This window comes from Hirschia sp., from assembly GCF_058892565.1.
The window spans coordinates 38,383-52,642 of the sequence record NZ_JBZXVU010000024.1 but is presented as its reverse complement, the minus strand read 5'-3'; the positions used below and the strand labels follow the sequence as shown (position 1 = coordinate 52,642).

Annotated in this window: 9 protein-coding genes and 3 pseudogenes; 5 read left to right on the top strand and 7 right to left on the bottom strand. The window is 45.9% G+C overall.

Annotated elements, in window-relative coordinates:
* Window positions 1-51: 51 nt before the first annotated feature.
* The 5 genes and pseudogenes from AC5EF3_RS09920 to AC5EF3_RS09900 form a co-directional block, all read left to right on the top strand.
* A pseudogene (locus tag AC5EF3_RS09920) lies at window positions 52-321 on the top strand (2Fe-2S iron-sulfur cluster-binding protein); the annotation flags it as partial.
* Window positions 318-1,277: pseudogene (locus AC5EF3_RS09915) on the top strand (FAD binding domain-containing protein). The pseudogenes AC5EF3_RS09920 and AC5EF3_RS09915, both read left to right, overlap by 4 nt.
* Window positions 1,274-3,466 carry an aldehyde oxidoreductase molybdenum-binding subunit PaoC gene (paoC, locus tag AC5EF3_RS09910; protein WP_493547921.1) on the top strand — a complete coding sequence of 731 codons (2,193 nt, stop codon included), beginning with the start codon at window positions 1,274-1,276 and terminating at the stop codon, window positions 3,464-3,466. Before AC5EF3_RS09915 ends, paoC begins: the two are co-directional and overlap by 4 nt.
* A gap of 245 nt (window positions 3,467-3,711) precedes the next feature.
* Window positions 3,712-3,939, top strand: a pseudogene (locus tag AC5EF3_RS09905) (IS6 family transposase); the annotation flags it as partial.
* Window positions 3,940-4,264: 325 nt separating this feature from the next.
* Window positions 4,265-5,596 carry a hypothetical protein gene (locus AC5EF3_RS09900; protein WP_493547920.1) on the top strand — a complete coding sequence of 444 codons (1,332 nt, stop codon included), beginning with the start codon at window positions 4,265-4,267 and terminating at the stop codon, window positions 5,594-5,596.
* Between the two features lie 84 nt (window positions 5,597-5,680).
* Here AC5EF3_RS09900 and AC5EF3_RS09895 read toward each other — a convergent pair whose 3' ends face one another.
* From AC5EF3_RS09895 to AC5EF3_RS09865, 7 genes are all read right to left on the bottom strand, one after another.
* Window positions 5,681-6,514 carry a class III extradiol dioxygenase family protein gene (locus tag AC5EF3_RS09895; RefSeq protein WP_015828417.1) on the bottom strand — a complete coding sequence of 278 codons (834 nt, stop codon included), beginning with the start codon at window positions 6,512-6,514 and terminating at the stop codon, window positions 5,681-5,683.
* Window positions 6,515-6,547: 33 nt separating this feature from the next.
* On the bottom strand, window positions 6,548-6,823 hold the full coding sequence (locus AC5EF3_RS09890; protein ID WP_015828418.1) for an extradiol ring-cleavage dioxygenase subunit LigA: 276 nt from the start codon (window positions 6,821-6,823) through the stop codon (window positions 6,548-6,550).
* A gap of 58 nt (window positions 6,824-6,881) precedes the next feature.
* Window positions 6,882-7,367 carry a hypothetical protein gene (locus tag AC5EF3_RS09885; protein ID WP_493547919.1) on the bottom strand — a complete coding sequence of 162 codons (486 nt, stop codon included), beginning with the start codon at window positions 7,365-7,367 and terminating at the stop codon, window positions 6,882-6,884.
* Window positions 7,364-8,860, bottom strand: coding sequence for a tripartite tricarboxylate transporter permease (locus AC5EF3_RS09880; RefSeq protein ID WP_015828420.1), 1,497 nt, complete (start codon window positions 8,858-8,860; stop codon window positions 7,364-7,366). Before AC5EF3_RS09880 ends, AC5EF3_RS09885 begins: the two co-directional genes overlap by 4 nt.
* A gap of 41 nt (window positions 8,861-8,901) precedes the next feature.
* The gene (locus tag AC5EF3_RS09875; RefSeq protein ID WP_493547918.1) at window positions 8,902-10,062 is read right to left on the bottom strand and encodes a type 2 periplasmic-binding domain-containing protein; all 1,161 of its coding nucleotides are present in this window, start codon (window positions 10,060-10,062) and stop codon (window positions 8,902-8,904) included.
* Between the two features lie 83 nt (window positions 10,063-10,145).
* Window positions 10,146-12,797 carry a TonB-dependent receptor gene (locus tag AC5EF3_RS09870; protein ID WP_493547917.1) on the bottom strand — a complete coding sequence of 884 codons (2,652 nt, stop codon included), beginning with the start codon at window positions 12,795-12,797 and terminating at the stop codon, window positions 10,146-10,148.
* A gap of 238 nt (window positions 12,798-13,035) precedes the next feature.
* The gene (locus AC5EF3_RS09865) at window positions 13,036-14,244 is read right to left on the bottom strand and encodes a LysR family transcriptional regulator (RefSeq protein ID WP_493547997.1); all 1,209 of its coding nucleotides are present in this window, start codon (window positions 14,242-14,244) and stop codon (window positions 13,036-13,038) included.
* Window positions 14,245-14,260: the final 16 nt, after the last annotated feature.

Here is a 14,260-nt window from a genome sequence, read left to right as displayed (position 1 = left end):
ACTCCGAATTCCATGCACTAGAGACTCGTTGGATTTTGTCTGACATCACCCCCAGAAGACATGGATGTAATGCAAAAAGCCTTCGTGAAACATGATGGCTTTCAATGTGGGTATTGCACACCCGGCCAAATCTGCTCAGCTAAAGCTGTTCTTGAAGAGATCAAAGCTGGCATCCCGAGCCATGTAACTGATGACCTACTCGCAGACATTACGCCAAGCGCAGCGGAAATCAAAGAGCGCATGAGCGGAAACATCTGCCGCTGTGGTGCCTATGCCAACATTCTAGCCGCCATACAGGATGTATCGGAGCAATCAGCATGAAAGCCTTCAAATACACCCGAGCTCAATCACTTACGGACGCAGCCAAACTGGCCTCCACCCTGCCCAACGCCAAGTTCATTGCTGGGGGCACGAATTTGCTCGACCTCATGAAACATGAGATTGAAACCCCTGCTAATCTTATAGATGTAGGCTCGTGAGACCTTTACGCCATCGAAGACACAGTTGATGGCGGTGTACGAATTGGCGCAATGGTTGCCAATACAGACCTTGCTACCCATCCAAGAATTAGACGCGACTATGCTGTATTGTCCCGTGCTCTACTCGCAGGTGCTTCAGGTCAGCTGCGTAACAAAGCGACAACAGCTGGAAACCTTTTGCAAAGAACGCGCTGCCCCTATTTTTATGACACAAACATGGCTTGCAACAAGCGCGAGAAAGACAGCGGATGTGCGGCTATTGGTGGCTTCACGCGATCTTTGGCGGTCGTTGGATCGAGCCCGTCCTGTGTCGCCACAAACCCCAGCGATATGGCAGTGGGTATGCGTGTGCTGGACGCCCAGATCGAGACAATAAATGCGCAAGGCGAAACCCGCTTGATCCCAATTGCAGATTTCCATCTTCTACCCGGTGAAACGCCTCACAAAGAGACAGTTCTGGATGGTGAGGAATTGATCACGGCCGTCATTCTGCCTCCGCCGATTGGCGGACAACATTTTTATCACAAGGTTCGCGACCGGGCTTCTTATGCATTTGCGCTGGTGTCAGTTGCATTAGTTATTCGGTCGGACGGTACAGGCCGCGTTGCCTTAGGTGGTGTCGCTGCTAAGCCTTGGCGGTCAGTGTCGGCGGATGCGTTGTTACCGCAAGGTGCTAAAGTTGTGATGGCGCAACTCTTTGAGAACGCGCAACCAACCCATGAAAATGAATTCAAGATTACATTGGCTGAACGCACATTGGCGGGCCTCTTGAAAACCTCGATGGAGGCCGTACAATGAAGTTTGACCAACCCGTTTCTAAAGATTTTGTGTCCCACTTGGATGTCGTGGGTAAATCCACACCCCGCATTGATGGCCCGTTAAAAACAACAGGTCACGCACCCTATGCTTATGAACGCCATGAGGTATCTGGCGAACAATTAGTAGGCTACATTGTCTTTTCTTCCATCGCGCGCGGAACCATCACAGCGACGGACTTTAGCCAAGCCGAAAAAGCGCCTGGCTATATGGGACACATCTCAACTCTCGAAATGTCTGCTTTACCAAAGTCAAACTGGCATGTTGCGCATCTCTTTGGTGGCAACAAAGTTGAACACTACCATCAGGCAGTGGCAATTATTGTCGCCCGAAATTTCGAGCAAGCCCGTGCAGCCGCGCATCTGGTGAAGGTAGAGTATGAAACTGAGCCGGCCGAATTTTCCCTGAAATCTGCTATTTTGAACCTTCCCCTCTCTAAAACAGAAGAACGCTCACGCGTGGGCGATTTTGATGCAGCGTTTGCATCCGCCGCTGTTCAACTGGATGAAATGTACTCCACGCCAGGCCACAGCCACGCGATGATGGAGCCGTTTGCAAGTATTGCCAAATGGAAAGGCGATAAGGTTACGTTGTGGACATCAAACCAGATGATCCAATGGAATGTGGATGCGCTGGCACAAGCACTTGAGATGCCTCCTGAAAATGTACGTGTGGACAGTCCGTTTATTGGTGGGGGCTTTGGCGCAAAGCTTTTCCTGCGCGCTGATGGCGTTCTTGCTGCACTTGCAGCGAAAAAATTGGGCAAGGCTGTCAAAGTCATGATTCCGCGTCCCTACATCGTGAACAACTCAACGCACAGGGCCGCGACCATCCAAAACATCAAAATCGGTGCAACACCTGAGGGTATTATTACGGCGCTCTATCATAATGGAAAATCTGGCAATATTCCCGGTGGACGCCCTGAAAACTGCACGGCACAAAGCGTACAATTTTATGCCGGCGCAAACCGATTGATTACTCGCGAGCTGGCCGATGTCTATCTACCCGAAGGTAATGCGATGCGTGCGCCTGGTGAAACATCTGGCCTCATGGCGCTAGAAATAGCGATGGACGAAATGGCTGAAAAATTAGGCATGGACCCCGTGGAATTTCGCATCAAAAATGACACCCAGACGGATCCATCTGACCCTAACAAAACATTCTCTGTACGAAAATTCGTTGAGTGTCTCGAAACTGGATCTGAAAAATTTGGCTGGAAAAATCGTAACACTTCACCAGGTAAAATGCGTGACGGTGACTGGTATATCGGACACGGCATGGCAGGTGCCTATCGGGGTGGCCCTATCACAGAGTCTGGTGCGCGGATCAGACTTCTCAGCAATGGGCACATCAAAATAGAAACCGATATGACAGACATTGGGACTGGAACATACACAATCCTCGCACAAACCGCTGCAGAAGTCCTGGGATTACCTCTAGAAAAAATCGAGGTTGATCTTGGAGATTCTGCAAACCCGACTTCAGCCGGATCTGGTGGACAATGGGGTGCCGCGAGTGCAACAGCTGGCGTCTATGCGGCCTGCGTTGCGCTTCAAAAAGAGATTGCACAGCGCCTTGATGAAAAGGTGGAAGATCTTACATTCGAAAACGGCTATGTCTATTTTGCTAACACATTCATGCCGCTTGGACGCCTTGCAGCGGGTGACGAGCTCGTCGTCGAAGATAAGATCGAAATCGGCGAATTCAGACGTAAGTATGTCGTGTCGACATTTGCCGCCCATTTTGTCGAAGTGGCCGTGCACGCCGCAACAGGTGAAATCCGCGTCAAACGTATGCTCGCAGTTTGTGATGCCGGTCGCATCCTCAATCCATTGTCTGCCAAGAACCAGGTATTGGGCGGTATGACCATGGGTGTAGGTGCAGCAATCATGGAAGAACTTGTTCCCGACACCCGCCATGGCTTTTTTGCCAACCATGATCTGGCTAGCTATGAAGTGCCGGTCCATGCAGATATTGGCGAGCAGGAAGTCATTTTCATCGAAGGTGTCGACCCAATATCTGGCCCGCTTCAGGCGAAGGGAGTCGGTGAACTTGGACTATGTGGCGTGAGCGCGGCTGTAGCTAATGGCGTTTATAATGCAACAGGTGTGCGCATCCGCGATTACCCCATTACACTGGACAAGTATCTCGCAAAACTACCAGAAATTTAGGAGAAGACCTGTCTATTGACACCCCATTGAACCAATCTGATCCTCAAGATGGGTTCAATGGGTGGCATGAGTGCCCTACCTACTCATAGAGACCAGTTAGCTTTTGTCTGACATCACCGCCATTCAGTCCGGCTGTTTCAGATAGAGCCGTTCTCCCTCAAATTACTACCGACTTTACCGTAGCTTGGCATTGTCAGATTAAACCACTCATTTCCAACTTAGACAGCTTTCGCTAAGCTGGAAACATGAAAACCTCCATCTATCGATACTTCAAAACCTCACCAGAAATCATCAAACTTGCAGTGATGATGTATATTCGTTTTCCACTCTCGCTTCGAAATGTAGAAGACCTTCTTCATGAACGAGGGATTGATATTACTCATGAAACAGTTCGATTCTGGTGGAATAGGTTTGGTCCAGTATTCGCTTCTCAAATCCGGAAAAAGCATGCAGTCCAAATGCGAAAATTCACAACCATTTCAAACTAGAGAGACACCTCTACTCAAGACCAAATTTCAAACGAAATCGCAACGTCACATTGAGCGAATGGCGGCAACTTTTTGTTGGCTAAAACAACTCCGAATTCCACGCACTAGAGGCCAGTTGGCTTTTGTCTGACATCACCACAATCTCTTCAACCTCGAACGACACCTCCCACCCACACGATAACTATTTGATGCTACATCAGTATCAACCTACCCCCAAATTCTATAGAGCAACACAACAGAACCCTAGCTAGGTTTATAGTTCACATACCGCTTAATTACGGTAATTTAGAATATAATTTGGGAGGATAAAATGAACAAAGGTCTGTTATACACCATCGCTAGCTTTACATGCGTATCGCTTATTTATGCCAGTCCGGTTACGGCAGAGCCAATGGAAACAGCACTTTTTGCGGGTGCAGCTAAGATTGATGTTACCCCTGAAATAGATAACTTACCAACCCCATTAAACGAAGTTAACGACCCCTTATACATACGTGCGTTGTACATTGAAAGCCGAGATATTCCCGCCCTCATTATCGCAATTGACGTTCCAGCTATTGCACCTGATATTTTCTCAGCGCTATTAGAAACAATATCAAAAAATTATGCCATTCCCGAAGCCAATATAATTCTATCTGTTACCCATACCCACAATTCGCTACGCGTCGCTAACCCCGGACCTTCCCCAATCCCAACATCTGCAGCATTCACAAAAGCCGTGAAAGACGGAACACTAGAAGTTGTTAAAGATGCCATCTCCCAAAAGCAAGCTGCAAAATATGGCTTTAGCACAGCCCAATCATCGCTAATAGTTAGCAGAAACGAGTGGTTGCCGAACGAAAGCCGCTATGTAGACGGCACAGATAGAACGGGACTTGAAGAAGTTGATCAAACCTTTGGTATTCTGCATTTTGAAAGCCTATCCGACAAACCTATTGCAGCCGTGCTAAACCTTGGAATACAACCAGTTGTCTTTGAGCCAGCCAAAAACATTGTAAGTGGAGATGTTCCCGGGGCGACATCCAACTATGTTGAAGCAGCCCTTGGTGAAGATTATGTTGCCCTCTTTACTGTCGGCGCTCCAGCAAGTCCCGCTTACCGCGTTTGGTCAAAAGACAAACCTTCCCGAACAGCGAAAACTGCAAGAACGATTATGAATGCGATGGGAGTTATTCTCGGCGAAGAATCTCTCGCTCAGATAGATTACATGACGATGTCAGAGAAACCTTTTGAGATTTCTTCCGCTGTCGACAGTTTCACTTGTTCAGGCAAGAAGACAACACCGCGCAATCTGAAATCCCATTGTGACATGGACGACGAAACAGACTTACCGGCATGCATACACGTCGATGAGCCCTTTCCAGACGTCAAACTAAGTTTGGGCGTTTTAAGGTTGGGGGATCTAGCCTATCTGACATCTGACAGCAATGTTACACCGGCCCTATGGAACATATTCAAAGCCGGCTCAACACTCGCTCACCCTCAATTGGTCGGCACTAATTTTGGTCCATTCCGATTTGTTGTAAACGATGCCGCCTATGCACTCAACACCTATCCTGCCACAGACACTCGCGCCCAATCGGGATGTGCACAGTCTGGTTTTATTTCGACATTGAACGCATTACTACAAAAAACCGAATAAAATCAATAAAAAGAGCGGTCATATTGCTATACCGCTCTTTTTACTTTTAAAGATTGAACAGAACGCCTTTACCAGACTTACTAACTAAGCATCTGGCTCTAACAACAACACAGCACCACCAGTATTTGATAATGGCTGAAAATAAGTCTGCGTTACAACACGAACTTCTTTGGGCATAGCACCCCGCATTGAGATCCATGAGGTAAATTCCAGCCCTTGGCTTCCAGCTAGATCAACCCAATTTTCTATAGAATAATCAAGAAGATCTTCGGGTGCATTCACTATCTTATCGAGGCACATACGGTCAAAATCTTCATTGATAAAACCAGCAAGATTAATCTGATGAGACAAACCACCACTTGCGACAATCGCTACATTTAAATCATCGGGGTAAGATTCAATCGCCCGCCCAATCGCCTGACCCAGCTTAAAACACCTTTTGAAACTGGGTACTGGGTGCTGCATGATATTGATGTCAATTGGCTGCACTTTAGCTGGCCATTCTTGCTCTGGCCACAACAAATCCCCCGCCAGCAAACAGGCATGATCTAACTTCATCTCTTGGCAAGTTGCGATATCAAACTCGTCCTTCACCAAAGATTCAATCAAATGCCACGAAAATACATCATCCCCTTGAAATTCTCTCGGCGCTGGTGGTCCAAAACCTTCATCTCCAGGACCATAACTAGGTGCTGCTCCAACAGCGAAAGTCGGCCTGTTGTCTAAAAAGAAATTGAGCCCATGATCGCTGTAAAGCATAACAATAAGGTCTGGCTTCTTTTTCTCAAGCCAATCATGAACCGGCGGAAAAGCATCAAAAAAGCCCTTCCATTTAGGCGTACCCTGTAGATTACCTTTAATCGCATCACCAATAGACGGCACATGCGAAGTGGCAATTGCACCAATAATATTAGCCATTTATTTTATCCTTATTTTTACTTAAAACCGGCCCTACAGCATATTCGCGCGACGATAGGTTCGAACGAGTTTGATCCCAAAATACATATTGGCACCGACATCAACGAGCCGCACTCGGTCTCCCGACAATACCGCCTCCCTTTGCTCATTTGTCAGCGCGTACTGATCGCAATAAGCTTCTCGGTTTTTCAAAAACTCTTTTCGGTTTTGTTCAGAATTTAGAGAAAACATCAGTTTATTCAGCGCATATCCTTCACGCGCTGCAACTCCATCAAAAATTCCCTTTGTTCTTTTCTTTTCCTGCACCATAAATCACTCACCTTTCAAAAAAAAATACTACTTATCAATGAATTAATCCCCCCGCTCGTTACACAAGCCACTCATATAACGCCCCAAGATAAGGCGGTGAATCAACAAGAACGCAGAAGAACAAGAACAAAATCGCAGCAATCAATATCGCAACACCGAAACTCAACATGAGTGACATGCGCGCCTTCAACCTGAAGCTCACCAACAAATACAAAAATACAGACGGATAAAATCCAAGTAGCCCAATGCCCAAAACAAAGCCGACCAAATATGCCATCTCTTTTGTTGGAAGAAGTCCATTATCGGATATGGCTTCACGTAGGGATTCGTATCCTTTGGAAAACGGAGACGATTTATCTGCATATGCAATCTTCAAATCACGAAAAATCATGACTAGCAAAAGTACAAATACGAACGCCCCAATACAAAGAGGAAGTAAGGCTGTTTCTGCTGGCCAATTGCGCGCATACAAAAGCCCCACTCCAACCAAAACGAGCAATAAACTTTCAAAACCAATCGTCCAACTTCGATTTACCTTTGTCATACCTTAACCTCACTCTGAGACATCGCTTGCCCAGTTTGACGGCTCAGACGATAGCCAAAGACCAGACCGATAATGACCAAACCAAGAATTGCCATAACGATTGGACGAGTCAGCCAGCTCGCACCATAAATCATCGTGCTTTGAAAAAAGTTCTGTTCGAATACCGGCAAAAGTATGTAGCCAAGAATAAAAGCAGGCCTCGGCCATCGCAAACGCTTCATGACACAGCCCACAACACCAAAGAGAAGAACAACCAAGACATCACCAATATGATTATTCTCGATGATGACACCCGCAAAAATGATGACCATTACAATCGGAGCAAACACCTCTATCTTCACGCGAGTTAATTTAGCGATTTGATTGGTAAATGTGTAAGCGAGAACGGCACCCACAATATTGGCAAGCGCGAGACACCAAATTATAAGAAATATCAAATGCAACTTGCTGGTCAGCATAGCTTGCCCTGGCGTTACACCCTGTATCCAAAGCCCTGCCAAAATCAAAGCGGTCACTGCAGAGCCAGGGATACCAAAAGCTAATGTTGGCAATAATGCCCCACCTAACGCTGCATTATTGGCAGCCTCAGGCGCGATTAGGCCGCGAATATCCCCCTTACCAAATTGGCTTTTATCTTTAGCAAGCGCAACAGCGAGAGAATATGCCATCCAGTTTGCAACCACAGTTCCCATTCCTGGCAAAAACCCGACCCAAGCTCCGACTAAAGACGACAGGCCTATAAGCCTCTTATTCTTTAGCGCTTCTTTTACACCTGCCGCCTTACCTTCAACTTTTGCATTTTGGTTATTCGCAATCGTCGCGCCCTTAGAGAGTAGCTCCGTCAACTCAGGAATTGCGAACAACCCAAGCGCAACAGCAACAAGACTAGTTCCATCCAAAAGATAGTCGGTTCCGAACGTCCATCTGTTAAGAGAATTGACAGGGTCCAGCCCCACCATACCCGTTAGCAAACCTAGCCCAGCGCAAGTTACACCCTGCAAAAAATGTCGCCCTGTGAGCACTGCCACCATTGTGAGCCCTAATATGGTCATTGCTAAGAACTCAGCAGTCCCAAAACTCAGAACGAGTGGGCGAAAAAAAGGAATTGATGCCGACAATAGAAAAGCGCCAATCACACCGCCAACAGCAGAAGAAAAGAAAGCAGCCCCTAAAGCCTTACCCGCCTGCCCCTTTTGCGCCATTGGGTAACCATCAACAATAGACGCTTGGCTACCTGCTGTGCCGGGCGTATTTATCAGTACACAAGGCACCGTATCCGCTGTGGTGGTTACAGCCAGCAATCCAATAATTAGAGGCAGAGCAAGCTCAGGTCCAAGATGAAAGGTGAAAGGAAGCAACAATGCCACACCAACAACACCGCTCATGCCCGGAATAAATCCAACCACCCCACCAATTAAAACACCTGCAAGTAATGCCAGCAACGTCATAGGCTGAACCAGCATTTGAAGCCCTAAAAGCAACGATTCAATCATGCTAACTCTTCCCATTTTTATGTTTAATATCTGTCATTTATCTACCCTCGAACTTTATATTTTTGGGCAATAATTTCTCTAAGTTCTTCTATTTCAGACGGCGTGAGCGACGACAGGCGATCGAAACGTTTCTGAATCACTTTTCGGGATATAAATTCTTGTGTTGGTTTTAATTGCAAACGCTCTAATTCATGTCGGAAATCAGGGTCAGCCCAAGTCCTTCGTAGCGCGTCTTCCAGAAAATCAGCACGATCTTCAGCTATTCCTGGCGGCGCATAGACCAGATACATAACGCTCATCCAGTCATCAATGTAATCAGCCCACTTAGCCCTCCCCCCGACACTAGCCTCCGCCAATGTCGGAACCTCTGGATACTGGCTAAGCGGCAATGCCGTCACTATCGGTTTTACTGCATCGGGCTGTGACGCATACAGCTCAACACTGCCTGCAGTCATCTGAATTTCATCACGGGAAACAGCTGTCGCTCGGCCTGCGGAACTTGTATAACCCGGAATGACAACCATATTCTCCCACCCTAAAGCCGCCGCAAATTGCGGCCCAAAAAAGGGTGTACTTTCACCAAAGAAGAAACGTTCAGAAACTAAATCATCTGGCCTTTCCCATTTGGAGTTAGCATCAGCATAAAGTACAAAGCTTGTTTCTGTGAGCTTCCCTAACGGAACAAACTTACTCCAGTCATATCGCACACCAGCACGCTTAAACATCGACCCAGTAATCATCTTCGGCCCATGCCCAACTAGAACAATTGTTAAGCCGTCGGGCTTTGATTTAAACATTAGATTGCGGGCCTGATATCCACCACCAGCCTGCACAGCTTGGACCGTTACAAATGCTCCGGTATATTTCTCAATATAAGGCTCCATGAGCCGCGCTAGCACTGTAAATGTTGAGGAAGGGCCCGCTGGAGAAATCGCGGTAATCGTTTTACCTGCAAAAAATTCCTTAGCCGATACTTTATCTGAATCAATAACCTCAGGTGTATTGATCTTTAAAAGCATTAAAACACATAGATATATCAGAATAAAAACAGCACATATGAGGGACACCCCGCGCGGAGAAATTGCCTGATTATGACTAGCTGAATTCTCAATATGAGCCACTATATGCCCCGCCTCAACCGCGTTCCCTTGCGGATTACAAGCAGTTTCACTTGAGCCATTTTGTTGATTATCGACACGCATCGAATTTCCAGAATTTTAAGGAAAGAGGATGGTTCCCGCCAAAGCGGGAACCCAGTTAATTTCGGGGCAGAAGCGGAAACGTCCTAATCCCAGAAATATTTCAATTCCAACCCAAGCGTTCTTGGAGCACCATATTGATAGGAATAGACACCCTGACGTTCCTGGAAACCACAATTATTTAGGTAACGCTCATCCGTCAGGTTTTTTGCATATGCTGCCAATTGCCAATTTGCATTATCCGGACGATAAGTTGCACGCGCTCTTACCGTTGAATATGCATCTTGAATACACCTAGAAGCAGGCGCATCAATCGTCGTTGATTGATAGTCATATTCATCTCGCCAATTAACACCAATCATACCAGTCAGAACCCCAGACTTCAGTGTGAAATCTTGCTGCAGCATGGCATTTATCGTCAGGTCCGGTGTGTAGTCATTAATCGCAGTGTTTGTTAGGTCGACATATGTTTCCGTTGCTGGGTCAAATGTCTGATAATTTGTGTACTCGTTTTTCAAATAACCAAAATCGAGTGCAACAACACCGCCATCCCAAGGCATGGCACGCATTTCAAATTCAACACCGCTGATCTCCACAGCTGCCGCATTAGTCGTCAATCCGATAGTTTCTTCATTTCCAAACTGTCCTGAAGAGTTATCAATCTCGATCGATTCTTGTTTGTCTTGATAATCCATAAGAAAATAATCGACAGCTAAGTTCAACCTTCCATCAAAAAAGTTGCCCTTTACACCGATTTCATAGTTTTTGACCTTCTCAGGACCATAAGTAACTAGCGGATCCAATATAGGATCCTGCAGCTCGTCGTTGAAACCACCCGACAAGAACCCTTCAGAGTAAAGAGCATAAACAATAGAATCCTCACCGATTTTACGTTTTAAAGAGACGCGAGGTGTGGTCGCGGAATAGGAAGTCTCACGACTGTTATAAAATTCCACGCCGTTTGTAGTTCCACCGACACCATAATCTAGTTCACACATTTGACTTTCCGGGCCATCGGTCGGCGATCCCCACGGAAGACTTGCATAACTACAAGCCTGACGATCAAACTCAAATTCGACCTGATCAAAGAAACGATCTTCATCAGTTTGACGAATACCTAATTCCAATGCCCACAAATCTGTTAGGTTTACAGTAACATCAGCGAAGAAAGACACAGCTTCAGAAGAGATCAAACCCGAACGACCAGCAATACCTGGTCCACCGCCGGATGGTTTTCCAATAAGATTAAGTCCTTGAAAATTACCATCTGTCTTACAATCAACAAATGCATCTCCAGCCACGATTGCTGCTGTATCACCGTTTTGAACAGCTCTCAGACAATCTCCACCACCTTCATAGAAAACATCGTCATATGTGTTTGCACCCAACACAAAATCCACACGATCCATCAACGAACCGCTTAAAAGAAACTCAAAACTTTCTGTTTCTCTGGCACGCCCATCTCCATAAGGTGTCGTTCCAGCCGCGTGGCTCATGACAGGCGTGTAGTCTCTCTCTCCAAGATAGTGTTGTGATGAAAAGAAATTCCCATAATTAAGCTTGGCACTTAATTCATCTAAGATCCCAACTGATCCTTCAGACTCCCATGCTAAAGATGCCGTTTTAAACTCATTATCAAGCTTCAGGAATGTCGCTTTCTCAGATGAGAAATGATAATCGCCCTGCTCACTATCACTGATACAGGCATCCCAGAAATCAAGCGTCGCACCGGGGTATAAGTCTTCTAAATGCCCGTTTCCTGTTAAACCGCCACCCCATTGCACAACACCATTACTATAGGCTGGTCCTGTATACGGGTTTTCACGTCCGAGATCAGTAGCAATCGTGTTGGCCGTATCAAGCATGCCCTGATCTGGATAGACACGACATCCACCACCATCTTGTTGGTCATCCTGATAATTACCTCGGAAACCAACATCAAAAGTGACGTTTTTAGTTGGCTTTAAACGCAATTGAGCTGAAACAGCTTCTAAATCACGAGCACCCCAGTCCTGACCAAAATAAGTGTTATAATAATGCCCATCATATGTTTCTTTCGCCACAGCAACGCGAGCCGCAGCCCAGTCCGTAATCGGCAGATTCACCGACCCTTTAAATGAGCGATCCCCGTACGAACCTGCCCGCACGGTCATATCAGCTGAAAAATCATCTTCCGGTTGTTTCGTCACGATATTGACAAGACCACCTGTTGAGTTTTTCCCAAACAAGGTCCCCTGAGGACCACGTAAAACCTCGATACGGTCTACATCCAGAGTGCTCAACATACTCCCAATACGGTTGGGAATATAAAATCCATCAATATACATTGCAGAACCGGCAGCCTGAAGCGCACCGCCTCCGCCACCATTGGTATTCCCGATACCACGAATGAAGATAGCTAGTGTACTGCGATATCCACCAACATTGTTTTGAATGGTCAAACTAGGAACAGACGTCCCGATATCAGTTACATCAATTACGCCCAAATTTTCAAGTTGCGCTTCCCCAAGAGCAACAACAGAAGATGGGACCTCATTCAAGCTCTCTTCACGACGACGCGCAGATACAACAACAGTATCCAATATTGCTCGTTTTTCTTCGTCAGCCTCGACCTCAGCACTTTCTTGAGCAACTGCGAATCCACCCGACGTCATCAACAAACAAAATGCCGCACACGTTGACTTCAAACGATACTTTAAAAGATGACCATTGCCTTCAGAACTATGTCTATTTTTCATTTTTTGTCCTCCCTATTTTCTTATTGTCTCAGGATTTTTGAAAATCCGATTATTGGAACCCGACCATATTCAGATCAGAATGAGTCTCCCCTAAAACTATAATTACATATAAAAAAAGGCTGGCACTATAATAATAAATACAACCTATATACAAAAAGAGCTCACAAAATGAGATTATAAAAATATATATCTATCAATTTATAGACCAGATTTATTTTAAGTATTTTACAATACTTATTCATGCAAAAATTTTAATGCTCTTGCCTCCAAGTATACTTGAAACTATTAACATAAAACTATTCTGAACTTTATTCGGCTTCCAACTCCGACGCTTAAAAATGCCGACGGGCGGGCCATTTTCAACAAATTTCAAATCCAGCGGCACCAGATGGCGTGCCTGAGAACTTAATTCCTGATCAGTCATGAAACTCAGCATGTCGCTGCCTGAAAGAATCTCACCAATCAAATTAGGTGCGTTTGTTTCAACAGGTATGGAAGGAAGCTTCAAACCACCTGTTATTTTTTTCAAGAATCCTTGATGCAATCCTTCTGGATCACTGATCACCCAACTATAGCCAATCAAGTCGCTCAATTCTAATTTACCAGCGAAAGTCAACGGATGGCGTTGTCGAACAACAACATGCAAAGTCGGCCTCCAAAGAGGTAGGTGTTCCAAGTGATCGCATGCCTGATCTGACGTCTGGCCGTACACTAAATCTAGGTCACCATTACTTAGACTATTCAATAATTCGGCACTATTCGCTGTCTTGATCTTGACCGTTATCTTTGGATATTTTTGCGTGAAGTGGTTTAGTGCTTGAGCTAAAATCCTACAGCTACAACTGGGCATAACACCAATATGAATTGTTCCGCTGGAAGATACATTATTGGTAGAGAGGTCTTGTTCAATTGAGTCAATTTCCGCGACTGCAAGTTGAAGATATTTTGCAAACTCCTCACCCTCTTCCGTTAAAATAGGACCGTTTCTGCCTTTAATAAGGTATTCCGTATCAGAATTCCGGCCTAATAAATGTATAGACTTGAGAAGTGCTCGCGGCGTAATATTGAGACTACGCGCCGCAGCTTCCACATTCCCAAATTTTCTCACAGATATCAGCGCTTTTACTTGAGAGCGCGTGACGCGGTTTGAGAGTGTTTCAGCACGACAAGATGCATCCGCCCTTAGTCCAGCTTCTAAACCTTGTAGTAAAAACTTTCTAAAACGCCGTATCCGTTCAGCCACAACTCTGCCTTCAGGAGTAACAAAGCTTCCCTTTATTGTCCGCTCAAAAAGACGCACACCTACTAGACTTTCAAAATTACGAATTGCGCGCGTGACTGCTGGCTGCGTCACATTTCGTTCATTCGCAGTGCGCCGAAGACTGTTTAACTGAGCCGCCGTTTCAACCAGCCGCAGATGTTGAAATTGTATCTGATCTGATAACATCAAACCTTAAACTCCC